This is a genomic window from Sphingomonas sp. G5 (assembly GCF_052660795.1).
The window spans coordinates 284,514-306,117 of sequence record NZ_CP109660.1 but is presented as its reverse complement, the minus strand read 5'-3'; the positions used below and the strand labels follow the sequence as shown (position 1 = coordinate 306,117).

The 21,604-nt window shown below is 70.2% G+C and carries 23 protein-coding genes; 12 read left to right on the top strand and 11 right to left on the bottom strand.

The genetic code is table 11. The annotated features are described in order from the left end of the window. Positions 1 to 70: 70 nt before the first annotated feature. Positions 71 to 913 (top strand): inositol monophosphatase family protein, encoded by an 843-nt coding sequence (locus NE358_RS01470; RefSeq protein ID WP_499318194.1) that lies wholly within the window; start codon positions 71 to 73, stop codon positions 911 to 913. Between the two features lie 49 nt (positions 914 to 962). Here the strand turns inward: NE358_RS01470 and NE358_RS01465 are convergent, their stop codons facing one another. Next, positions 963 to 1,619, bottom strand: a complete 657-nt coding sequence (locus tag NE358_RS01465; RefSeq protein ID WP_289940753.1) for a 2'-5' RNA ligase family protein — start codon at positions 1,617 to 1,619, stop codon at positions 963 to 965. A gap of 105 nt (positions 1,620 to 1,724) precedes the next feature. Then, entirely contained in the window at positions 1,725 to 2,795 is a 1,071-nt protein-coding gene (locus NE358_RS01460) for a LacI family DNA-binding transcriptional regulator (protein WP_116238760.1), read from the bottom strand. Positions 2,796 to 2,893: 98 nt separating this feature from the next. Between NE358_RS01460 and NE358_RS01455 the strand changes: the two genes are divergently transcribed. Both NE358_RS01455 and NE358_RS01450 read left to right on the top strand, forming a co-directional pair. Continuing rightward, positions 2,894 to 3,385, top strand: coding sequence for a transporter substrate-binding domain-containing protein (locus tag NE358_RS01455; protein ID WP_115916062.1), 492 nt, complete (start codon positions 2,894 to 2,896; stop codon positions 3,383 to 3,385). Beyond that, positions 3,382 to 4,368 (top strand): cation diffusion facilitator family transporter, encoded by a 987-nt coding sequence (locus NE358_RS01450; protein ID WP_116238761.1) that lies wholly within the window; start codon positions 3,382 to 3,384, stop codon positions 4,366 to 4,368. Before NE358_RS01455 ends, NE358_RS01450 begins: the two co-directional genes overlap by 4 nt. Here the strand turns inward: NE358_RS01450 and NE358_RS01445 are convergent. Both NE358_RS01445 and NE358_RS01440 read right to left on the bottom strand, forming a co-directional pair. Beyond that, entirely contained in the window at positions 4,352 to 5,317 is a 966-nt protein-coding gene (locus tag NE358_RS01445) for a DNA topoisomerase IB (RefSeq protein WP_289940748.1), read from the bottom strand. The genes NE358_RS01450 and NE358_RS01445 overlap by 17 nt on opposite strands. A gap of 4 nt (positions 5,318 to 5,321) precedes the next feature. Then, the gene (locus tag NE358_RS01440) at positions 5,322 to 5,591 is read right to left on the bottom strand and encodes a DUF7218 family protein (protein WP_289940746.1); all 270 of its coding nucleotides are present in this window, start codon (positions 5,589 to 5,591) and stop codon (positions 5,322 to 5,324) included. A gap of 246 nt (positions 5,592 to 5,837) precedes the next feature. Between NE358_RS01440 and NE358_RS01435 the strand changes: the two genes are divergently transcribed. Beyond that, positions 5,838 to 6,683, top strand: coding sequence for a DUF4097 family beta strand repeat-containing protein (locus NE358_RS01435; protein ID WP_103206930.1), 846 nt, complete (start codon positions 5,838 to 5,840; stop codon positions 6,681 to 6,683). Next, positions 6,683 to 7,288 carry a PadR family transcriptional regulator gene (locus NE358_RS01430; protein ID WP_103206931.1) on the top strand — a complete coding sequence of 202 codons (606 nt, stop codon included), beginning with the start codon at positions 6,683 to 6,685 and terminating at the stop codon, positions 7,286 to 7,288. The genes NE358_RS01435 and NE358_RS01430 overlap by 1 nt, the downstream gene beginning before the upstream one ends. 4 nt (positions 7,289 to 7,292) lie before the next feature. On the opposite strand, the gene NE358_RS01425 is transcribed toward NE358_RS01430, so the two are convergent. After that, the gene (locus tag NE358_RS01425; RefSeq protein ID WP_103206932.1) at positions 7,293 to 7,808 is read right to left on the bottom strand and encodes a universal stress protein; all 516 of its coding nucleotides are present in this window, start codon (positions 7,806 to 7,808) and stop codon (positions 7,293 to 7,295) included. 160 nt (positions 7,809 to 7,968) lie between these two features. Here NE358_RS01425 and NE358_RS01420 point away from each other — a divergent pair, with 160 nt between their 5' ends. From NE358_RS01420 to NE358_RS01410, 3 genes are all read left to right on the top strand, one after another. Next, the gene (locus NE358_RS01420) at positions 7,969 to 8,151 is read left to right on the top strand and encodes a DUF3073 domain-containing protein (RefSeq protein WP_056225789.1); all 183 of its coding nucleotides are present in this window, start codon (positions 7,969 to 7,971) and stop codon (positions 8,149 to 8,151) included. 263 nt (positions 8,152 to 8,414) lie between these two features. After that, complete coding sequence (locus NE358_RS01415) at positions 8,415 to 9,191, top strand: hypothetical protein (protein ID WP_103206933.1); 777 nt, start codon at positions 8,415 to 8,417, stop codon at positions 9,189 to 9,191. Positions 9,192 to 9,273: 82 nt separating this feature from the next. After that, entirely contained in the window at positions 9,274 to 10,026 is a 753-nt protein-coding gene (locus tag NE358_RS01410) for a L,D-transpeptidase family protein (RefSeq protein ID WP_289940733.1), read from the top strand. Between the two features lie 33 nt (positions 10,027 to 10,059). On the opposite strand, the gene NE358_RS01405 is transcribed toward NE358_RS01410, so the two are convergent. From NE358_RS01405 to NE358_RS01390, 4 genes are all read right to left on the bottom strand, one after another. Then, positions 10,060 to 11,277, bottom strand: coding sequence for an MFS transporter (locus NE358_RS01405; protein WP_116238765.1), 1,218 nt, complete (start codon positions 11,275 to 11,277; stop codon positions 10,060 to 10,062). Continuing rightward, positions 11,274 to 12,749, bottom strand: coding sequence for an amidophosphoribosyltransferase (gene purF, locus NE358_RS01400; protein WP_289940729.1), 1,476 nt, complete (start codon positions 12,747 to 12,749; stop codon positions 11,274 to 11,276). Before purF ends, NE358_RS01405 begins: the two co-directional genes overlap by 4 nt. A 6-nt stretch (positions 12,750 to 12,755) precedes the next feature. Next, a complete protein-coding gene (gene purM, locus NE358_RS01395) occupies positions 12,756 to 13,898 on the bottom strand; it encodes a phosphoribosylformylglycinamidine cyclo-ligase (protein WP_289940726.1) in 1,143 nt (380 codons plus the stop codon). Between the two features lie 304 nt (positions 13,899 to 14,202). Then, entirely contained in the window at positions 14,203 to 15,054 is an 852-nt protein-coding gene (locus NE358_RS01390) for an endonuclease domain-containing protein (RefSeq protein ID WP_289940723.1), read from the bottom strand. A 273-nt stretch (positions 15,055 to 15,327) separates the two neighbouring features. Between NE358_RS01390 and NE358_RS01385 the strand changes: the two genes are divergently transcribed. Further along, positions 15,328 to 15,939 carry a zinc-binding alcohol dehydrogenase gene (locus tag NE358_RS01385; RefSeq protein WP_116238768.1) on the top strand — a complete coding sequence of 204 codons (612 nt, stop codon included), beginning with the start codon at positions 15,328 to 15,330 and terminating at the stop codon, positions 15,937 to 15,939. 15 nt (positions 15,940 to 15,954) lie between these two features. Here NE358_RS01385 and NE358_RS01380 read toward each other — a convergent pair whose 3' ends face one another. Continuing rightward, the gene (locus tag NE358_RS01380; protein WP_141376441.1) at positions 15,955 to 16,290 is read right to left on the bottom strand and encodes a potassium transporter Trk; all 336 of its coding nucleotides are present in this window, start codon (positions 16,288 to 16,290) and stop codon (positions 15,955 to 15,957) included. 64 nt (positions 16,291 to 16,354) lie between these two features. After that, positions 16,355 to 17,317, bottom strand: a complete 963-nt coding sequence (locus NE358_RS01375; RefSeq protein WP_141376439.1) for a LacI family DNA-binding transcriptional regulator — start codon at positions 17,315 to 17,317, stop codon at positions 16,355 to 16,357. 146 nt (positions 17,318 to 17,463) lie between these two features. Here NE358_RS01375 and NE358_RS01370 point away from each other — a divergent pair, with 146 nt between their 5' ends. From NE358_RS01370 to NE358_RS01360, 3 genes are read left to right on the top strand one after another with little or no spacing between them, the layout of a single operon-like run. Then, complete coding sequence (locus NE358_RS01370; protein ID WP_289940718.1) at positions 17,464 to 18,951, top strand: mannitol dehydrogenase family protein; 1,488 nt, start codon at positions 17,464 to 17,466, stop codon at positions 18,949 to 18,951. A gap of 42 nt (positions 18,952 to 18,993) precedes the next feature. After that, complete coding sequence (locus NE358_RS01365; RefSeq protein ID WP_289940716.1) at positions 18,994 to 19,998, top strand: L-idonate 5-dehydrogenase; 1,005 nt, start codon at positions 18,994 to 18,996, stop codon at positions 19,996 to 19,998. Positions 19,999 to 20,033: 35 nt separating this feature from the next. Continuing rightward, positions 20,034 to 21,434 (top strand): MFS transporter, encoded by a 1,401-nt coding sequence (locus tag NE358_RS01360; protein ID WP_103206944.1) that lies wholly within the window; start codon positions 20,034 to 20,036, stop codon positions 21,432 to 21,434. Positions 21,435 to 21,604: the final 170 nt, after the last annotated feature.

Genomic DNA, 21,604 nt, shown 5'->3' with positions numbered 1-21,604 from the left:
AGCGGTCGCCGAGCGTTCACGCGGCGTTCACGAGCACCTGAATCAATCCCCCTGACCCCCGAGGAGAACCATGACCACGCACCCCTCCCCCTCCCCCTCCCCCGACGACCTTCGCGCCCTGGCCGAGAGGGCCGCGAGATCCGCCGCGCCGGCACTGCTCGCCGCGTTCCGCTCCGACATGAGCGTGTCGTTCAAGCGCGACGTGCACGACGTCGTGACGATCCACGACAGAGCGGCCGAGGCCACCATCGCCGGGATCCTCCAGGACGGCGCACCCGACTCGGTGATCCTGGGCGAAGAGACCGGCAGCTCGGGCGACGCACCCCTGCGATGGATCATCGACCCGATCGACGGCACCGCCAACTTCGCGCGCGGTCTCGCCTACTGGTGCATCTCGATCGCCGCCGAGCTCGACGGCGAGGTCGTCGCGGGCGTCGTGTTCGACCCCGTCGCAGACAACATGTTCTCGGCCGGCAGGGAGCACGCCCACGTGAACGGGGTCCCGATGCGATCGGCGTCCGGCCCCGCCGAACTCTCCACCCTGCTCACGAGCTTTCCCGGACAGCACGACGTCGACCTCCTGGGCGAGGGCGCCTTCGACCTGCTCGCCGAGATCACGCGCACGTACCAGCACCACCACAGCACCGGCAGCGGGGCACTGAACCTCGCGCACGTCGCGGCCGGATGGGCGGACGCCACGATGGGCTTCGACACCCACCCCTGGGACGTGGCCGCCGGAGCCCACATCCTCGAACGGGCCGGTGGCACGTACACGGGCTTCCGCTCCGGCGTCGAGGTCGCTCGCGCCCAGGAGAGCCTCGACTACGTCGCGGAGGGAGCGGGCGGAGAGCACGGAGTGCTCATTCGACGCCTGCGCGCCCTGTCCGGGCAGTGGATGCCGGCCGGGCAGTGAGAGAGTCCGGATGCCGCGACCGTGCGGCATCCGGACACGTCCGAGCGGCCTACGCCCCGGCGAGATTCCAGGTGCGCACGTGCTCCCACGTCATCGTCTGCCACCAGCGTCCCGACCAATCGGGGCTCGAGGTGCGGTACATCACCACCGTGCGTCCCGGGAAGCCGCCGGGGACGGGAACGTCGAGCTCTCGGATGAACTCCCCCACCTCTTCGTACAGGTCGGGACGCACGTACAGGTCGTGCGACGCGAGCGAGAGGTGTCCGCGGTAGAGCTCCGGAACGAAGTCGTTGGGCAGGGGGTTGTTCATCGGCGCGCGGAACGGGGCGACCGTCGCCTCGATGTCGCGAGCCAGGCCCACCAGGTCGTCGTTGACCGAGCCGTCGGGGTTCTCGCTCACGTCGTAGACGTAGCCCCGACCCTGCGCGCGGACGCCGGCGTTGTGCACGGTGAAGGCCGGGCGACCGTCGAGCAGCTCGGTGAGCGCGTCGACGACAGCGGGCTCCGAGAATCCGAACGGCTGACTGCCCACGAGGGTGGCGTGCGGGGGGAACGCACCCGCGGAGAGCAAGCCGTACTGAGCGCGCAGTTGGTCGGTCACCGTGGTCACCGCGCGGCAGGTCTTCGCGTCGGGACGCAGGTAGATGCCGTAGCGGAAGGGATCGCTGTCGTCTCGGGGCAGCTTGTGGGCGATGTGGTCGTTCATGTGGACTCTCCGTGATGCCGATAGGGAACGTTCCCTATTCTCCGCGGAACGGTCGCGCGACGGTCGACGTCACGGCATCCGGTGGGTGAACGGACGGTGACGACGTCAGAGGGCGGCGGCCGTACGCCCGGGAACCAGTTCTCCGTCGATCGCGTGGTGCGTCACCGTGGTGGCGAGTCCATCGATCTGATCGACGACCGCGTCGACCGACAGCCGGCCGATCGTCCGCAGCGGCTGGCGCCACGACGTCAGACCCAGCAGTGACGTCATGAACGGCGTGACGCCGTCGTAACCCGTCACCGACATCTCCGAGGGCACGGCGACCCCGCGCACGCGCAGCGCCTCGAGGGCCGCCACCGCCCACGCGTCGCTCGGCGCCATGAAGGCGGTGACCCCGCCGGCCCCGAGGACGCCCGCGACGATCGCGTCGGCCCCGTCGAAGCCCGGTCCGGCATCGTCACCGCTCAGAGTGACGACGTCGACGCCGCGCTCCCGCAGGCGCTCGGCCATCGCGTGCGTGCGCCGCGACTGGGTGATCGACGAGACCGGGGTGAAGGTCATCACCGCGACCCTGCGATGCCCGAGGTCGGCCACGTGATCGGCGAGGGCGCGGCCACCGCCCACCTCGTCGCAGTACACGCTGCTGATCGTCGGGTCCTCCTCCGGGCGCCCCGCGACGACCGCGGGGATACGCCGCGCGAAGGGCGTGATGTCCTCGACGGGGAGCGCGCCGCTGCAGACGATCAGTCCCTCCACCCGCAGCGCGACGAGTGTCTCGAGGGCGCGGCGCTCGTCGTCCACGGAAAAGGATCCCGCCCCGGTCGCGGTGACGACCCGGTACCCGCGAGCAGCCGCCTGCTCCTGGAACGCGGTCAGCAGGTGACCGTAGAACGGCGTCGCGGCGTCACGGACGAAGACGCCGAGGGTGTGGCTCCGGTGAGCCGACATCCCCCGCGCGTGCGCGTTGGCGACGTAACCGAGCTCCGTCGCCGCCCGCCGGACGCGGTCGACGGTGTGCGCGGCGACCCCGGACGCCCCGGAGAGCGCCCGCGAGACCACCGACTTCGACACCCCCGCGGCCGCCGCCACATCGTGGATGGTGGGGGCGGCTCCGGCCTGGCGGGGCGTAGCGGCACGGGCCGATCGGCGATCGACATCGGGGGTCTTGTCTCGCACGCCCTCACGCTATCGGTAGAGCCCCCCGTGCCCACTTCGCAACCCCCGCGACGACGACGGGCCGTTGCGGACAGGATTCCGGCGACGAAGGGAGAGCCATGCGAAAGCTGCTGCCGGCCACGATTGCTGCGGCGGTCACCGTGCTGATGCTCGCGGGCTGCGGCATCCGGATCCCCTCCGATCCCGACGGAACGCTCGACGCGGTCGAGGGCGGCGTGCTGCGGGCGGGGGTCTCCCCCAACGGCGAGTGGGTGCGAGGGGACGAGGGCGAACCGACCGGGATCGAGATCGACGCCCTGACGGCGTTCGCGCGATCGCTCGACGCCGACGTCGAGTGGACGGTGGGTTCGGAGGAGTCGCTCGTGCGCGGCCTCGAGGAGGGCGACCTCGACGTCGTCGCCGGGGGCCTCACCGAGAAGACGCCGTGGACGAGCAAGGCCGGCGTGACCCGCCCCTACGCCGAGGCGCCGCTCGAGGACGGGTCGACAGTGAAGCTCGTCATGCTCGTGCCGCTCGGTGAGAACGCCTTCGTGTCGAGGCTCGAGACCTTCCTCATCGACGAGGCCGAGGCCCGGGGGATCGCACCGTGAGCGGCGAAGAAGTCCGCTTCGGCCAGACGCGGCTGCCCGATCGGCAGGCAGATGCGCTCCACCGAGCCGTCCGGCTCGAGTGGGTCACGATCGGCTTCCTCGTCATCACGGCCACGCTCGTGTTCCTCGTTCTAGGCAATTCGCAGGCGATGAAGGCGGCGTGGGCCGAAGACCTGTTGTCGTTCATCCCGCCCCTCGCCTTCCTCGTCGCCGTGCGTCTCGCGCGACGCCGCCCCACCCGCCGCCACCCCTACGGCTTTCACCGTTCCGTGGCCGTCGGCCACCTCGTCGCGGCCGTCGCGTTGACCGGCATGGGGGCTTTCCTCATCGTCGACTCCGGTATCGGCTTGGTCACCGCGGAGCATCCCACCATCGGAACCGTCGAGATCTTCGGGGTGACGATGTGGCTCGGGTGGCTCATGATCGCGGTGATGGCCGTGACCGCGATCCCGCCCGTCATCGTCGGTCGGCTCAAGATCGGTCTCGCCCGCGAGCTGCACGACAAGGTGCTCTACGCCGACGCCGACATGAACAAGGCCGATTGGATGACCTCCGCCGGAACCATCGTGGGAGTGCTGGGTATCGGGATAGGCCTGTGGTGGATGGATGCCGCGGCCGCCATCTTCATCTCGCTCAGCATCGTGCACGACGGCGTGAGCAACCTGCGCGCGGCCGTCGTCGATCTCATGGATGCGCGCGCGACGACCTTCGACGACAAGCGCCCCCACCCGCTGGCCGAGCGGGTCGATCAGTACCTCGCGGGACTCCCCTGGGTGTCGGCGGCGGGGACGCGCGTGCGCGATCAGGGCCATGTGTTCCACATCGAGGCCTTCGTCGTGCCGCGCAAAACGCGCCTGTCGCTCGATGACATCGAGCGCGCGCGCGAAGGCTGTGTCGCCCTGGACTGGAAGGTGCAGGACGTGGTGATCGTCCCCGTGCCGGAGCTGCCCTCGGTCGTCGAGCCGGTCACTCACCCAGGATGAGCCGCCTGATGGCGGCATCCTTCGACCCGCCCAGATCCATCGTGCGCCCCCTGCGGTACAGCGAGAACACGCGCGGATCGATATAGCTCGCCTTCGCGACCGCGGGGGTGTTGCCCAGCGCTTCGGCGGTGGCGCGCACCGCGGCGACCTCGGCCTTCTTGCGTTCGTTCTTCCCGCCCGTGGCGCCCACCTGAGCGAGCGACTCGGCCGCGAGGATCGTGCCGCGCAGCGTCCGGAAGTCCTTGGCACTGAACGGCCCGCCCGTGAGCGAGCGCACATAGCCGTTCACGTCGCCGGGAGTGAGCGGAACGCGCCGGCGCCCGCGCGTGTAGCTCAGTAGCGCGGCACGCGAGCGCCCCCGGGCGAGCTCGTCGACGATGGATGCCAGCTCCGCATCGCGCAGCGAGAGCTCGGCGCGCTTGCCGCTCTTCGCGGGGAACGACAGGCGGATCAGGTCACCCTCGACCGTGGCATCCCGTCTCTGCAGGGTCGTGAGGCCCCGACTGCCGCTGGTGACGAAGTAACGGGCATTGCCGACGCGCGGAGCGACGAGGTCGAGGAAGCGGAACGACACCGCCAGCACTCGTTCGCGATCCGCTTCGGCCCGGCGGAGCGACTGCGTCACCCGCGATCGCGCTCGGGGCAGCGACTCGGCGAGCTGGAGCGCCCGGGCGAACTTGCCCCTGTCCCGACGCTTCGACCAGTCCGCGTGGTAGGTGTACTGGCGGCGTCCGGCTTCGTCCGTTCCGACGGCCTGGATGTGCGCGTTCGGCTCGCGTGCGATCCACACCTCGCGCCACGCGGGAGGGATGACCAGACCCCGGGCGCGCTCGGCGTCGCGCTCGGGGACGGACGCACCCGTGTGATCGACGAAACGAAACCCCGAACCGGAGCGCACCCGGCGGTAACCGGGGTCTTCGTAGGGGCGGACGCGGACGAGTCGGGCCATCGCGTCAGTGGGTGCGGAGCATGTCGATGAGCTCCGCCTTCTTCTTGCCGGAGTAGCCGGTCAGACCGAGCTCCTTCGCGCGACTCCTCAGCTCGGCGACAGTGCGGTCTTCGTAGTTCTCGGCGTGACCGCCCTTCTCTCCGACCTTCTCGCGCCCCTGAGCGGCGGCGGCGTTCGAGATGCGCGCGGCCTTCTCTTTCGAGTCGCCCTGCTTACGCAGTTCCTCGTACAGGTCGGGGTCTTTCAGACTGCGGGAACGTTGCCCTTGCGGCACGACCTTCTCCTTCCGTCGGGGAATCCCGACGCTACGACCGCGCATTGCGTCGAGGAAGGGATTGACAACGCTCGGTGGCGACCGGCGCTCGTCGCCCCCGCCGTCGCGTGAGCCATCGACGAAACGGCGACACCGAGCCACGCGTGCGGTTCGGCCGTACGAACCCCACCTCCTGGGGTTGACGAACTCGCGATATATCGCGATACTCCCTCTAACGCGATATATCGCGAGTGAGGAGAACCCGCCATGGAGAAATGGATCGTCCACCCCGGCGAGACGCGCGTCATCGACATCGATTCGCTGCGTGAGCTGAAGGTCGGCCTCGTCGGCGGACAGGTCGACGTCATCGCGCACGACGAGCCCGATGCCCGCATCGAGGTGCACGGCGTCACCGTCAAAGACCTGCGGATCGAGATGGTCGACGGCCGTCTCGAGATCGACCACCCACAGCTGCGGTGGGACAACTTTCTCGAGGTGTTCCGCAACTTCGGCTCGGGCGGTCCCAAGGCCGAGGTCAGTGTCGCCGTACCGCGCACGGTCGCCCTCACCCTCGGCGTCGTCAGCGCGAGCGCTCTCGTCTCGGGTCTGCGCACCGATGTGCGGCTCAACACCGTGTCGGGCGACATCATCGTCGACGGCCTCCGCGGCGACATCGACCTCAACGCCGTATCGGGGGATGTGCAGGTGCGCGAACTCGAAGGCGCCCTCAGCGCGAACAGCGTCTCGGGTGACGTCGCGGCCACCGGCCGCATCACGAAGGCATCGATCGACACCGTGTCGGGTGCCATGCTCGTCGATTCGACGGGCGCGACCCAGGCGATCTCGCTCAACTCCGTCAGCGGCACGGCGACGATCCGCCTCGACCGGTCGCTCCCCGCCAACTACGTCTCGCGATCGGTGAGCGGCCGCGTTCAGATCGACGGTCAGGTGCGCTCCGGCAAGGGACCCACCAATTACACCGGGTCGACGGGCGCCCTCGCGGGCTCGTTCGTCGACGTGCGCGCCAATACCGTCTCGGGCGAGATCACCGTGCTGCGCCGCGGCATCTCGGGCCTGCGTCCCGAGGAACTCGCCGGAGAGGAGGAGTGGTGATGAGCCCCGTCTTCTCGCACGGCGATCTGCGCCTGTACATCCTCAGCCTGCTCGAGGAGGCCCCGCGCCACGGGTACGACCTCATGCAGGCCCTCTCGGAGCGAACGGGCGGCACCTACTCCCCGTCAGCCGGCACCATCTACCCGCGGCTCTCGAAGCTCGAGGACGAGGGGTTGGTCACCAAGACCGTCGACGGCCGCAAGACCGTCTACGAGATCACGGATGCCGGCCGCGCCGAAGTCGCGGCACGCACGAGCGACCTCGAGGGCATTCAGGCCGGGCTCGCCGACAGCGTGCGACTGATCGCCGATGAGGTGCGTGGCAGTGTGCGCGACGCCATGCGCAGCCTCCGCGCCGACCTCGCCGCTGCCTCGCGGGAGGAGCGCGAGCACGCCCAGGCGACTCCGGCGGACGACGCGCGGTCCCGCAGCCGCGAACAGCTTTCTCGCGCCGATGCCGCGATCAACGAGTTCCGCGGGCGCGTGCGCTCCGAACTGCGATCGCACGTGGCGCGCGGCGGGGAGCTCGCGGCATCCGGAGTCGACGACATCGAGGCCGCGCTGCTCCACGCCACCGAAGCGGTCGCGCGGGCGATGCGCACCTAGAGCGTCACTCCCACGGCAGCTCCTCCTCGGCGCCGACCGGTTCTCCCTGCGGGACGACGAGAACCGGTCGGCGCTGCCGGTGGCTCAGGCGCGCGGCTACGGAGCCGGTGAGGAACTCGCGCAGGGATTCACCAAGGCCGCGCTTGCGCGTCCCGACGACGATGAGCGACGCGTCGATCTCGTCGGCGAGCTGAATCAGGGCCAGCGCCGGATCTCCGATGATCTGGCGTGCCGTCCACGTGACGGTGCTTCCGGCCAGAGCCTCGGCCGTCATGCGGCGCACCTCGTCGAGAGCGGCCTTCGCGGCGTCCCCCGCCACGTCGACGGTGGACGAGTGCACATAGCCGTCGGGATCCTCGAAGGCCACGAAACGGGTGGTGTCGACGTGAGCGACGACGAGCTCCGCGCGCGCGAGGGCTGCATAGTGGGCCGCCTCGCGCACGATCCTGGCGGACTGACCGGGCACGACGCCCGCGATCACCTTTCCGCGACCGGTACGCGGGCGGGGCTGATCGGACATGACGGCTCCTCTCGACGACGGCACCCCCGGCGGCCGCCGCTCGACGGCTCGGCCGGAAGGTGCCGTGATATCCTGGCTGTTACTCTTACCGGCTCGGTCCGGAACCGCAATACGCAGGGCCCGCAGTCGGCCCTCGACGTCGATCGTGAGGGGGTCTCGCATGGGGCGTGGCCGTCAGAAGGCGAAGAACACCAAGATCGCCCGTGAGCTGAAGTACGACACCTATTCGGTGAACTACTCCGCTCTCGAGCGCGAACTGGGTGCACCCGCTCCGGGTGAAGACGCGTACGTCGACAAGTGGGCCGACCAGTACAGCGACGAATACGACAACGAGAAGGCCTGACGCCTTCCCGCTCGTTTCCGTACCGCGCGAAACCGCGCACCACGGCCCTGTGGTCGCCACTCCCACGAGGGGGCGGCCTGTTCGTGGTGCAGATCGATCTGCGAACCGTTTTGTACCGCTTCATTCCATTTCGTGGGTTTGACACCCTCCTGTCGCTATGATGCGGAGGGTGCTCCGACTGCTCTGTAATCGGGGTGCTCTTCCCGTTGATGGCATCCACCCTTCCATCGGGTGCCGCCACTGCACAGAACAGGGACACTCCCATGTCGACGACTACACCTCGCACGCGTTCGCGACGTGAGCGCTCCGCCTCGATCCTCATCGCCGGTTTCCTGACGGCGCTCCTGACGCTCGGAGGAGCGGTTTCCGCCCAGGCCCGCCCCGACCCGGGGCTCGCTTCCAGCTCCGCAACGGTGACCCCCGGCGGCACGATCACGCTCACCGCCTCGGGATTCCCGGAGGGCGGCAGCCTGGAGTTCACCATCGACGACATCACCCCGCTGACGACGTATCCCGTCACGGGCAGCGCCGTGGAAGCGGACGGCAGCGGCCAATACAAAGGCACGGCACGTATCCCCGCCGGCCTTTCAACCGGCGAGCACAGAATTGCCGTCACGCACCCAGCAGACAACTCGGGGGCCTTCACTGAGATCACCGTCGTCGCCCCGCCCGCGTCGTCGGTAACGCCGACCACGCAGCCGCTGTCGGATTATCTGAAGAATGGTGTCACCGCGACCTTCGCCGGTTTCACACCGGGCGCCACGGTCGCTTTCGGCATCTCGACACCCGGTACGGGCGACCAGGCCGGTCCCGATGCCGTCGCCGACGCGACCGGCACCGTCACTCTTCACTACGTTCCCGAAGTCGGCACCAACTACGCCAACGCGGGCACCTACAACCTCAGCGCATCCACCGAAGCGGGCGCCATCCAGGCCGCGCCGGTCAGCTTCACAGTGACCGCGGATGCCACGACCCCGGCTCCCGTGCCCGTTGCGGGCCCGGCGACCCCGGTCAAGCGTGCCGCGACCTTCACCGGCTGATCGATAAGGCTTGTCCGACGCCGGGCCGGGACGTTCGTTCCGGCCCGGCGTTCCCGTTTCCACCCACCCTGAGGAGTTCCCGGTGCTCAGCCGCACGACCGCATCCGTCAGCGTCGGAGCCGTGGCGCTCCTGTCCAGCCTCCTGCTCGCCGGATGCTCTCCCGCCGCGACGCCGGACGCGGCCCCCTCCGCAATCGCCGAGACGCAGCCGACAGCCGATTCGACGCCGGCGGCGAGCACCCCGGCGGCGACCGCCACCTCGGCCACGGCGACGGGCGCGACACTCGACGTCTACGATGAGCCCGCCGGCAGCGTGACAGCCACCCTGCGGAACCCGCAGGAGTCCGGCGCGCCCCTGACGCTTCTCGTGGCCGCCACACGGGGAGACTGGCTGCAGGTGCACCTCGCTCAACGCCCCAACGGCAGCACGGGATGGGTCAAGGCCGATGCCGTTGTTCAGCACAGCCTTGAGTACAGCCTCGACGCCTCCACCGAGGACAACACCCTGACGCTGCTGAAGAATGGCCACCCGGTGAAGACTTTCCGCGCCGCCACCGGTACCGGCGGGACCCCGACCCCGCACGGCGCGTTCTTCCTCACCGAGCTGCTCCAGCCCACCAACGAGGGATACGGCCCTTACGCGTTCGGCTTGTCGGCGTTCTCCGACGTGCTCTCGAGCTTCGGCGGCGGTCCCGGCCAGATCGGTCTGCACGGCACCGACGATGCCGACAGCATCGGCCGATCAGCCAGCCACGGCTGCATCCGGCTCTCCAACACCGACATCACCGAACTCGCGAACCTCCTGCCGCTGGGCACCCCCATCACCATCCGATGACGACGGATCCCGCCGACCGGGGCGGACACTCCTCTACCAGCGGAGCCCCGTGCGGCGCTCCCACGCCTCTTCGACGCTCTCGCGGCGCCTCATGACGATCGCAGCCGGCACGACGAGAACCAGCGCGACGCCGATCAGCACGAGCCCCGCGGTCCATCCACCGGTGAGCTCGTGGGTCACCCCGATCGCCAGGGGCATGAGCGCGGCGAACCCGTACCCCACGCTCTGCACGAAGCCGCTGAGCGCGACTGTGGTCTCGTGCGAGCGGGTACGCAGCCCGAACAGCACCAGCGCCAGCGGGAACATCAGCGGCGGGGTGCCGACCAGCACCACCCACAGCACCGTCGCCGCCGAAGGGGCCACCAGCAACCCGATGACCCCCGCCAGCCCGCCCCCGACGGCAACCACGTAGAACGGGGTCGTGCGGCCCCGTCGAGACACGAGCAGGGGGACGAGGAGCGACACCGGCAGCCCCATGAACGAGAAGAGGGCGAGCAGTCCACCGGCTTCCGCGGCATCCACTCCGGCGACGTCGATGAGCAGGGGCGGCATCCACGCGAACATGGCGTAGGCGACCGAGGAGTTGACGCCGAACGTGACGACGAGCGCCCACGTCTGCGGCACGCGCACGATCCGCGCCAGCACGTCGGCGCGCGGCTCGTCGACCGCATCGCGCCGCGACACCCGCGCCCGCAGGCTCAATGCGACCCACGGCGCGACAGCGGCGAGGGCCACGACGGCCCAGGTCACGAACGAACCGCGCCACCCCACCGCGTCGGCCAGGGGCACGGCCACGAGCGGGGGCGTGAAGGTGGCGACCGCCATCGCCGTGCTGTAGACGGTCGTCATGAGACCGATGCGCTCGGGAAAGTACTTCTTCACCACGGTCGGGATCAGGACGTTCGCCACGCCCACCGCGGCGAACACCCCCGCCGTCGCGCCCAGCAGCGACCACGCGTCGACCGCGGCCGCGCGGAGGCCGAGCATCGCCGCGGCGGTGACCGCAGCGATCAGCACGGAACGCTCGAGGCCGAGACGACGCTCGATCGCCGGGGTGACCATGCCGGCGAGCGCGAACGCCACCGGCGGTGCCATGCCGATCAGTCCCACGACGGCCGCGGGGAGGGGGAAGTCCTCGCCGATGCGCGTCAGCAGCGGAGAGAGCGACGCGACCGCGATCCGCAGCGTGAGCGCGAGCAGCACGATCGCCGCCGCGGCAAGCGCGATGGTTCCCGCCCGACGGCGGGTCAAGACTCCTGGCTGCCCTCGACCCAGGCGAGGTACTCGTCCGACACGGTGCCCGTGACGTAACGCCCGTCGAAGCAGCTCATGTCGAGGTCGACCAGGTCGGTGCCCTCCATGATGGCCGCCTTGAGGTCGTCGACCTCCTGGTACACGAGGTAGTCGCAGCCGAGCTCTTCCGCGATCTCGGGGATCGTACGGCCGTGCGCGACGAGCTCGTGACGCGAGGGCATGTTGATGCCGTACACGTGGGGATAGCGCACCGGCGGGGCGGCCGAGGCGAACGTGACGCTCTTGGCTCCGGCATCCCGAGCCATCTGGATGATCTCGCGGCTCGTCGTGCCGCGCACGATCGAATCGTCGACCAGCAGCACGTTCTTGCCCTGGAACTCGGTCGACATGGCGTTGAGCTTCTGACGCACGCTCTTCTTGCGCACCGCCTGTCCCGGCATGATGAACGTCCGGCCGACGTAGCGGTTCTTGTAGAAGCCCTCGCGGTACTCGATGCCCAGCTTGCGGGCCACCTGCATCGCGGCAGGACGGGCGGAGTCGGGGATCGGCATGACCACGTCGATGGCCCCCGCGGGCGTGTACTTCGCGACGGTGTCGGCCAGACGCTCGCCCATGCGCAGGCGCGTCTCGTACACCGAGACGCCGTTCATGACCGAGTCGGGACGGGCGAGGTAGACGTACTCGAACGAGCAGGGCGCAAGCACGGTGCTCTTCGCGCACTGCTGCGCGTGAAGCGTGCCGTCGAGGGTGATGAACACGGCCTCGCCCGGCTCGACGTCGCGCACGATCTCGAAGCCGGCGTTCTCGAGCACGAGCGACTCGGACGCCACGATGTACTCGTCGCGGGGCTCTCCCCCAGACACCTCGGGCGCGGGACGCTTGCCGAGGATGAGCGGGCGGATGCCGAACGGGTCGCGGAACGCGAGCAGGCCATAGCCCGCGATGAGGGCGATCGACGCGTACGAGCCCTCGACCCGCTCGTGCACGCGGCCGACCGCGCGGAAGACCTGCGCGGGGTCGAGGTCGGGGCCGGTGATCTCGGACTGCAGCTCGGAGCCGAGGATGTTCACGAGCAGCTCGGTGTCGCTGCTGGTGTTGAGGTGGCGGCGGTCCTTGTGGAACAGCTCGGTCGTCAGCTCGCGCGTGTTCGTGAGGTTGCCGTTGTGCACGAGCACGATGCCGTACGGCGCGTTGACGTAGAAGGGCTGCGCCTCTTCTTCGTTCGACGCGGTGCCCTTGGTGGCGTAGCGCACGTGGCCCAGACCGATGTCGCCGAGCAGGGCGCGCATGTCGCGCGTGCGGAAGGCCTCGCGCACCTGTCCGCGGGCCTTGTGGATGTGGAAGACGCCGCTGGACTCGGCCGTGGCCATGCCCGTGGAGTCCTGCCCTCGGTGCTGGAGGAGCAGGAGCGCGTCGTAGATCTCCTGATTGACCGGGCCCTGCCCGGCCATGCCGACGATGCCGCACATGGGGTGTCAGACCGCTCCGTTCGCCGGGTGCCCGGCATCCGCGTAGGTTCCGACCAGGCGCACGGCCCCTCCGTCGACGCCCTTCGCTCCCTGTTCGTACTCGCCCTCGGGGCGAGCGCCCTCGCGGACGACGCCGACCTGCCAGGTGGCGATGCCATCGGCCTGCAGCGCGGCGGTCGCGGCATCCGCGATCTCGGGCGAGACGACGGCGAGGAAGCCGATGCCGAGGTTCCACGTGCCCTCGGTCGCCGTGAGCTCGAGTCCACCCATGTCGGCGAGGACGCGGAACACCGGCGCGGGGCTCCACGTCGAACGGTCCACATCAACCCAGCTCTGCTGCGGGAGCACGCGCGCGAGGTTCGCGGCGATACCGCCGCCCGTCACGTGGCTGAGCGAGTGGATGCCGGCGCCCACGGCACCGTCGTCGAGCAGGCGCAGCAGCGGCGAGGTGTACAGGCGCGTGGGCTCGAGCAGCGCTTCGCCCCACGTGCTACCGAGCTCCGCGGAGGCCGCGCCGTAGGCGATCCCCGCGCCGGTGATGATGTGGCGTACGAGCGAGTAGCCGTTGGAGTGCAGGCCGCTCGAGGCGAGGGCCAGCACCACGTCTCCCGCGCGGACGCGGTCGGCACCGAGCACGCGATCGGCCTCGACGACACCGGTCGCCGCTCCCGCGACGTCGTAGTCGTCGATGCCGAGCAGACCCGGGTGCTCGGCGGTCTCGCCGCCGACGAGCGCGGTGCCGGTCATGGCGCAACCGCGCGCGATGCCCGCGACGATGTCGGCGATGCGCGGGGGCACGACCTTGCCGCACGCGATGTAGTCGGTCATGAAGAGGGGACGTGCACCGACCACGACGATGTCGTCGACGACCATGCCGACGAGGTCTTCACCGATGGTGTCGTGCTTGTCGATGGCCTGCGCGATCGCGACCTTCGTACCGACACCGTCGGTGCTGGTCGCGAGCAGGGGGCGCGCGTAGTCGCGGAGCGCGGAGGCGTCGAAGAGACCGGCGAAACCGCCCACCCCACCGAGCACCTCGGGCCCGTGCGTACGACGCACGGCCGACTTCATCAGTTCGACGGCGAGATCTCCGGCGGCGGTATCGACGCCTGCGGCGGAGTATGGGTTTTCGTGGGGAGCGGAAGCCACCGCAACAGACTACCCGGGGCGGACAGGCGCGGGCACCGCACCCCGCGTGACCCTTTCAGAACACAGGGAAGCGTCCCTGGGCGGGGGAACGGAGGAGATCGCCCCGCGGGAGGGCTTTCGAGACCGAATCTTTCCTCCCTGCGCGGAATATCCTCCCCTCGCGCACGCCTCGCGCGGGCGTGGCGGTTGCCGGCCGGCCCCGAGGGCTTCGGTTACGGGAGGAGATTCCGTGACGGGAGGACCTCGAGACGCGCACCCGCCCTCCCTTCCCGGGTTCTCCTCCCGACGCCCCGCCCGCGGCACGTCAGCGAGCTCGATGCAGCCCCTGCGCGATGGCGTGGACGACGAGCTGCTGCACGGAGGGCCAGTCCTCGACCACCTGCCGGTAGCCGACGCGGATGACGTGATAGCCGTTGAGCATCAGCCGAGCGTCGTGCCGGATGTCGGCCTCTCTCTGTGCGCCCACGTGGTGAGCACCGTCGACCTGAACCACAAGTCGTTCCCCGATCAGCAGATCGACGCGGTGACCGAGGATCCACGCTTGCGGCGTGAGGCGCTCCCCCAGCCATCGCAGCCGCACGATGAGGAAGGTCTCCAGACCCGAGTCGGCGAGAGGAGTGGCGAGGTCCGCGAGCGCCCTGCCTCGGCCTGTCAGCCGGTACCGCCGCATCTCGTCCAGCGTCACGAGCTTCTTGTTCAGCGCCGAGTCCCAGACGGCGAGGGCCTGCTCCGTCGGCAGGCATCTGCTGACGACGCCCAGGATGTTGACGACACCATCGACGAGATCCTCGGGATGCCGCGGCATCAGCGGCGTGCACCGGTGCACGCGAGTGCCCTCTGCCACCGTGATGCGACCCGCGTGGGGAGGGGCGGCGACATGCACCTCCTCGTGTTCCAGCCCCCACAGCCCCAGCCGGTGGGCGGCCGTGCAGCACGTCAGCACCACACCGCTGCGTGCCGCCGCGACGAGGAACGCGTCGGCTTCGGGCAGCGCGAGCCACCGGCGGCGGACACGGAGAACGGCGCCCGCGCGAACGGCCGCCCCGACGGTACCGGCGGAGAAACCCTCCCGTTGCACACGGGCGGAGGCCGCCACCCCGCCGAGAGCACGAAGGCGAGTGACGAGCCCATCGAGGCGGAGCGCGGAATCGACCATCGCGCCATCGTGCCCGGTTGACGGCGTGCGATCGGCGGATCGCGCGACGCGCTGTGGACAACGGGGATGTGGAGGAAGTACGAGCACGCGCACCGGGGCTGACGACGGGAGGAGATTCAGCGACGGGAGGACGGACCGGGCGCCTGGCATCCTCCCGTCCGGAGTTCTCCTCCCGCGACCCTCCCGCGGCACGCGCACCGGGCCACCCGCGACGCACCCCCGGCCCGACGCAAGACCCACCCCCACGTCGCTCCCGCTCCCTACAATGGCGCCATGACGGGCGGTCAGCCGGAGTGGGTGATCCGCGAGGACGCGGCGCAATCGGTGCTCGTCGCGCTCTACCTGCGCCAGGTCCTCGGCATCCGGTCTCCCGACGAGCTCCCCGCCCTGCGGCGCGTGCCGCCCCCGTGGGTGGATGAGCGGACGGATGCCGCGCACGCGCAGCTCGAACGCGAGTGGCGCGAGTACTGGGCGATGACGGTGGAGCCCCAGGCGCACCCCTCGCCCGTACCCCTCGAACTGATCGACGGTTTCGAGACGCTCGTCACCCTGCCGGTCGAGGGCTCGGAGACCCTGCGCGCAGCCATCGGCGCGCACGCCGACGACGCCGTCGATTTCGCGCGGCTCGCGAACGATCGCTATACGCGCGAGGCCGCCGCCCGGCCCGGGGTCTCGTACCGCGCGTATGCGAGCGCGATCGCCGCGCACGAGCGGGCCGTGGGGCGACGCGCTCACTCGTTCGAGCTGAACGTGCAGGTGCTTCCGCTGGCTCAGCGAGGCGTGTGGTGGATCGGCTCGCTCACCGTGGCGGTGACCGACGGCCTGCGCGGCGACGTCGCGGCCTTCGACACCGCTATCCACCCGATCATCGCCGAACTGGCCTGATCGACGAGCTGCGCGTCAGATGCCGTGCTGCTCGTGCTCGACGGTGACCTGGCGAGTACGACCGCCGACGGTGCGCTCGAAGATCAGGGCGACGATCGCCCCCACCGCGACGCCCAGCACCACGAAGATCAGGGCCGTGAACCCGAAGACCTGCATCTGCGAGTAGACGACCTGCGTGTACGGGCTGATGTCGGAACCGTCGATGAAGACGGTGAGCAGAAGGGCGATCAGGATGCCGGCGAACGCCCCGGCTCCCAGGAACACGCCGTACTTCGGGGCGCGACGAACCGTCAGCGTCTGTCGCTCATCGCTCGAGGAAGACGGTCGTTCGGGGGCGGGCTGCTCGGCCATACGACCATTGTCCCACCGCTGGCGGATCGGCGGGGCGGGAATGCGCGGGCGTCGAGATACCGGATCAGCCGGCGGGCGGAGCGGTGGACCGGCGGACGATGAGCTCGGAGGGGAGCACGGTGTCGGCGATCGGCGCCGACCCGGCCATGGACTGCAGCAGCAGGTCGACGGCGAGCGCTCCGGAGCGGGCGATGGGCATGCGCACCGTCGTCAGGCTGGGCGTGACCGCACCGGCGAGGTCGATGTCGTCGATCCCGACGATGCTGACGTCGTCGGGGCACGCGCGCCCGAGCTCGGCCATCCCGGCCTCGAGGCCCAGAGCCACGAGGTCGTTGTACGCGATCACGGCGGTGGCCCCGGTCGCGACGGCGGCCGCCGAGGCCGCTCGACCACCCTGGATCGATGCGGCGTTGTGGCTGAGGCGCGAGAGCCGGATGCCGAAGCGCCGGCAGGCCCGCTCGACGGCACCGGCGCGCTGCTCGTCCGCCCACGAGCCGTGCGGGCCCGAGGCGTAGGCGATGTGGGAGTGACCGAGCGCGGAGAGATGCTCGACAGCCTGGACGGGTCCGCGCTCCGCGTCCATGACGACGCAGACCGCTCCGTCGAGCACGCGGTTGACGACGACGTGCGGAGTGTCGCCGACGAGTGCGAGAACGTCGCGCTCGGGAAGGCGCGGTGAGCAGAGGAGGACTCCGTCGGTGCGCGCGGCGAGTTCGATGCTCTCGCGCTCGCGGTGGAGATCCTCGTCGGCGTCGAACAGCACGATGCGGTGACGACCGTGCCACGCCTGCGCCTGGATGGCCTTGAGCAGCGTCGCGTATACGGGGTTGGCGGCATCCGGGACGATCACCGCGATCGTGCGGGTGGCGACGGTCGCCTGCGGCGCCGTGTACCCCAGCTCGACGGCGGCGCGGCGAACGCGGTCGAGGGTGGCGGGGGCCAGGCGATCGGGCTCGCCGAACGCGCGCGACGCGGTCGCGATCGAGACGCCCGCGTGCTTGGCCACCTCGGTGAGATTCGCCGCCATGTTCACCCCTGTCCGTGACGTTCCATCATCGCGCATCCGTCGATGTAAACACTTGACAAGTTTGTACAAAGCTTGAAAACTGCTTACATGCTGATCATCGACGATCTCCCCCGGTCGACCACCGCCGCGCCGTCGGGAACCCGCTCATGAGCGCACGGCTGCAGCGCGGCACCGCGAACGCGACCGTCACCCCGGGCGGAGCCGGCATCCTGCACCTGGGCCTCGGAAGCTTCCACCGCGCCCACCAAGCGGTCTACACCGCGGCCGCCCTGCGTGCCGAAGGCGGGGACTGGGGCATCGTCGGGGTCGCCTCGCGCTCGCACCGTGTCGTCGACGCTCTACACGCCCAAGACCACCTGTACGCCGTCGCCACGATCTCACCCGAGGGCACGTCGCTGGTCGTCCCCGGCGTGCACACCGACTCGTACGTCGCCACCGACGAGCCGGCCCGGGTCGTGGACGACCTCGCCGATCCGCGGATCCGCATCGCGACGCTGACCGTCACCGAGAACGGCTACAGCTACTCCAACGCCACCCAGCACCTCGACGTCACCGACCCGATCGTGGCGAGCGATCTGCGCGGGGGCGACCCGCGCTCGACCATCGGGCAGCTCGCTCGCGGGCTCCAGCGGCGCGCCGCCGCGGGCGGTGCGCCGATCTCGATCCTCAGCTGCGACAACCTGCTCTCGAACGGATCGCACACCGAGAAGCTCGTGCGCGACTTCGTGCGGGAGCTTCCGGATGCCGAGGGCGCCGACGTCCTCGCCTACCTCGACCGGGCCGTGACCTTCCCCTCGAGCATGGTCGACCGCATCGTCCCCTCGACGACGCCGGAGCTCACCGAGCGCGTCACCGCCCTGCTGGGCGCGCGCGACGACATCCCCGTGCCCGCCGAGCCGTTCACGATGTGGGCGATCGAAGACCGCTTCGCCGGGGGACGTCCCGCCTGGGAGGCCGGCGGCGCCGTCTTCACCGACGAGGTGGGCGCCTTCGAGCAGCTGAAGGTGCGGCTGCTCAACGGCACGCACTCCCTCATCGCGTACCTGGGTGCGTTGCGCGGGGCAGCGACCATCCCGGATGCCATCTCTTTGCCCGACGTGGAGTCCGCCGCAGCGGCCATCCTGCGCCAGGAGTACGAGCCCTCGGTGACGGCACCGGCGGGCGTCGACATCGCACAGTACGAACGCGACCTGTTCTCGCGCTGGGGCAACAGCGCCCTCGGACACCGCACCAGCCAGGTGGGTTCGGACGGTTCGGTCAAGCTCGGACAGCGCATCCCCGGACCTGTGCTCCACGCGCTCGAGAACGGCGTCTTCCCCCACCTCATCGCCCTCACCGTGGCGGCCTACCTCGCCTGCGTCGCCCCTCCCGCGGGATTCGACCCGGGCCCGCACGCGGCCGCGATGACCGACCCGGCGCGCGAACGGCTGACCGCCGTCGCCACCCGCGATGGACGCGACCTTGCCGCTCGGGCGATCGTCGACCTGCAGCTCTTCGGCGAAGAGCTCTCCCACCGCACCGCCTTCGTCGAGCGTGTCGGCGACCTCCTCGACACGATCGTCACGCGCGGCGTCGACCGCGCCATCGCCGACAGCCTGTCGGCATCCGACGCTCTGGCACCGACCACCCACTGACCACCCGGCGCCCCTCGGGCGCTTCGACACGAAGGAGACGCGATGAAGCTTCTCGCGATCCACGCTGCGGAGGACATCCGCTGGGAAGACCGACCGGACCCCGAACCCGGCGAGGGCGAAGTGCGCCTCCGCGTGCGCTATGTCGGAATCTGCGGATCCGACCTGCACTACTACTTCCACGGCAAGAACGGCGAGTACGCCGTCCGGGAACCCTTGACCCCCGGACACGAGCTCTCGGCGGTCGTCGATCTCGACCCCTCGGGACGACTCGCCCCCGGGACGCCCGTGACGGTCCACCCCGCGCGTTTCGGCCCGTCGACGCCCGGCCTCGAAGAGCGTCCGCACCTGCGCGCGGGCGGCGACTACCTGGGCAGTGCCGCAGGGTTCCCCCACCGCCAGGGCGGGGCCGCCGAGCTCCTCGTCGTCGAAGAGCACATGATCCGGGTGCTCCCCGAGGGACTGCCGCTCCAGCGCGCCGCGCTCGCCGAGCCCCTCGCGGTCGCCCTCCACGCGGTGGGCCTCGCGGGAGACCTCACCGGAAAGCGCGCCCTCGTCATCGGCGCCGGTCCCATCGGGCTGCTCACGATCGCGGCCGCCGTCCACGCGGGAGCCTCGGTCGTCGGTGCGAGCGACGTGCGGCCCGAGCCACTGGAACGTGCCCGGGAGCTCGGCGCGACCGAGACCTTCCTCGTGGGCACCGACGCGATCGATCCCGAGTCCGTCGACGTGGTCTTCGAGTGCTCCGGTGTCGGCGTGGCCCTGACCCAGGCCGTCCGTGCCGCCCGCCGAGCGGGCACCGTCGTCCAGGTCGGCATGCTCCCCGACGCCGAGATCGGCGTGAACCTCGCGCCGATGCTCGGCAAAGAGCTGACCCTGCGCGGCGCGTTCCGCTTCTCGACCGAGATCGACGACGCGATCGCCCTGCTGGCCTCCAGCACCGCCCTCGACGCGGTCGTCTCGCACGTCGTCCCCGCCTCCGACGCCGCGAGCGCGCTCGCCACGGCGCGGGACTCCTCGGCATCCGCCAAGGTCCTTCTCTCCCTCTGACACCCGACACATCATCACTACGAAGGAGTAATCCGATGAGCAGCTCTTCCGCCCCCGGCGTCGACGCCTCGACGCCGCCGCCCGTCGCCAAACGATCCGTCGGCGACCTCGCCCGCGCCGCGGTGTCGGGCTGGCTCGGCACCGCGCTGGAGTTCATGGACTTCCAGCTCTACTCGCTGGCCGCCGCCCTCGTCTTCAGCCAGATCTTCTTCGCCGGCGGCGACGCGGCCATGGCGGTCGTGCTGGCGATGGCGACCTACGGCGTGGGATACGTGGCCCGCCCGGTCGGTGCGTTCTTCTTCGCCCGTATCGGCGACAAGATCGGCCGCAAGCAGGTGCTGTTCTACACGATCCTGCTGATGGGCGCGGCGACCACGCTCATCGGCGTGCTGCCCACGTACGAGCAGGTCGGCATCCTCGCCCCGATCCTGCTGGTGGTCCTCCGCCTCGCGCAGGGCTTCGGCGCGGGAGCGGAGATCTCGGGCGCGGGCGTCATGCTCGCCGAATACGCGCCCGACAACCGTCGCGGAATCGTCGCCTCGCTCGTCGCGCTCGGCACCAACTGCGGAACGCTCTTCGCCTCGGGCATCTGGGCGATCCTGCTCGCCGTGATGATGGAGAGCGACGTCATCGCGTGGGGCTGGCGCATCCCCTTCATCGGCAGCGCCGTCATCATGCTCTTCGCCCTGTGGGTGCGTTTCAACCTCAAGGAGAGCCCCGTCTTCGAGGAGCGCACCGACGTCGTCGACGGAAAGGCGCTCTCGCGCGCCGAGCTGCACAAGGTCGCCACCGAGACGAACGACATCCGCACCCTCGAGTCGCTGCAGAAGAAGCCGCTGAAGGCCGTCCTCGTGTCGTTCCTGCTGCGCTTCGGTCAGGCCGGAAACTCCGGCATCGTGCAGACCTACCTCATCTCGTTCATCACGATCACCCTCGCGATCTCGAAAGAGGTCGGTCCCGAGATCGTCATCGTCTCGTCGCTGATCGGGTTCATCACGATCCCCCTCGTCGGTTTCCTCGGCGACAGGTTCGGCCGTCGCCGGATGTACATCGTGATGTCGGCGCTGTCGCTGCTGCTCATCGTTCCGACCCTGCTGCTGATCAACTCGCGCGAAGTGGGAGCGATCTTCGTCGGATACGCACTCATCCACAACATCTCGGTGCTGGGGCTGGCCTCGATGGAGAACATCTCGATCCCCGAGATCTTCGGCGCACGCAACCGCTACACGCTCACCGCCGTCGTCCGCGAGATCGCGGCCATCGTCGCCACGGGCATCGGTCCGGTCGTCGCCGCCGCGTGGGTGGCCGCGGCCACCGGCAGCATCGTGCCGGTCATGGTGCTCATGGGCGTCTTCACCGCCTCGGCACTGGTCGCCGCGATCGTCGCCCCCGAGTGGACCGGGCGCGATCTGCGCGATCCCCGTCCCGCGATGTGAACCCGCGGGGCGCTTCGCCCCGCACCCCGGGCGGGCTCGTGACGGCGAGTCCGCCCGGCATCCCGCTTCGTCGGTGAGTGCGATCCGCCATCGTGCGTGGCCCCGGGGTCACCCGAGACGCCCCGGGGCCACTTCGATCGCCCCACCCGGCCACGCGACGCACCCCCGCC

Excerpts from the sequence above, each read along its gene's own strand:
- NE358_RS01385 (WP_116238768.1), top strand. The coding sequence starts at position 15,328 with ATGACGGGCGGTCAGCCGGAGTGGGTGATCCGCGAGGACGCGGCGCAA.
- NE358_RS01360 (WP_103206944.1), top strand. The coding sequence starts at position 20,034 with ATGAGCAGCTCTTCCGCCCCCGGCGTCGACGCCTCGACGCCGCCGCCC.
- NE358_RS01465 (WP_289940753.1), bottom strand. The coding sequence starts at position 1,619 with ATGAACGACCACATCGCCCACAAGCTGCCCCGAGACGACAGCGATCCC.
- NE358_RS01415 (WP_103206933.1), top strand. The coding sequence starts at position 8,415 with ATGTCGACGACTACACCTCGCACGCGTTCGCGACGTGAGCGCTCCGCC.
- NE358_RS01390 (WP_289940723.1), bottom strand. The coding sequence starts at position 15,054 with ATGGTCGATTCCGCGCTCCGCCTCGATGGGCTCGTCACTCGCCTTCGT.
- NE358_RS01420 (WP_056225789.1), top strand. The coding sequence starts at position 7,969 with ATGGGGCGTGGCCGTCAGAAGGCGAAGAACACCAAGATCGCCCGTGAG.
- NE358_RS01430 (WP_103206931.1), top strand. The coding sequence starts at position 6,683 with ATGAGCCCCGTCTTCTCGCACGGCGATCTGCGCCTGTACATCCTCAGC.
- NE358_RS01445 (WP_289940748.1), bottom strand. The coding sequence starts at position 5,317 with ATGGCCCGACTCGTCCGCGTCCGCCCCTACGAAGACCCCGGTTACCGC.
- NE358_RS01380 (WP_141376441.1), bottom strand. The coding sequence starts at position 16,290 with ATGGCCGAGCAGCCCGCCCCCGAACGACCGTCTTCCTCGAGCGATGAG.
- NE358_RS01435 (WP_103206930.1), top strand. The coding sequence starts at position 5,838 with ATGGAGAAATGGATCGTCCACCCCGGCGAGACGCGCGTCATCGACATC.
- purF (WP_289940729.1), bottom strand. The coding sequence starts at position 12,749 with ATGTGCGGCATCGTCGGCATGGCCGGGCAGGGCCCGGTCAATCAGGAG.
- NE358_RS01470 (WP_499318194.1), top strand. The coding sequence starts at position 71 with ATGACCACGCACCCCTCCCCCTCCCCCTCCCCCGACGACCTTCGCGCC.
- NE358_RS01455 (WP_115916062.1), top strand. The coding sequence starts at position 2,894 with ATGCGAAAGCTGCTGCCGGCCACGATTGCTGCGGCGGTCACCGTGCTG.
- NE358_RS01375 (WP_141376439.1), bottom strand. The coding sequence starts at position 17,317 with ATGGCGGCGAATCTCACCGAGGTGGCCAAGCACGCGGGCGTCTCGATC.
- NE358_RS01370 (WP_289940718.1), top strand. The coding sequence starts at position 17,464 with ATGAGCGCACGGCTGCAGCGCGGCACCGCGAACGCGACCGTCACCCCG.
- NE358_RS01425 (WP_103206932.1), bottom strand. The coding sequence starts at position 7,808 with ATGTCCGATCAGCCCCGCCCGCGTACCGGTCGCGGAAAGGTGATCGCG.
- NE358_RS01365 (WP_289940716.1), top strand. The coding sequence starts at position 18,994 with ATGAAGCTTCTCGCGATCCACGCTGCGGAGGACATCCGCTGGGAAGAC.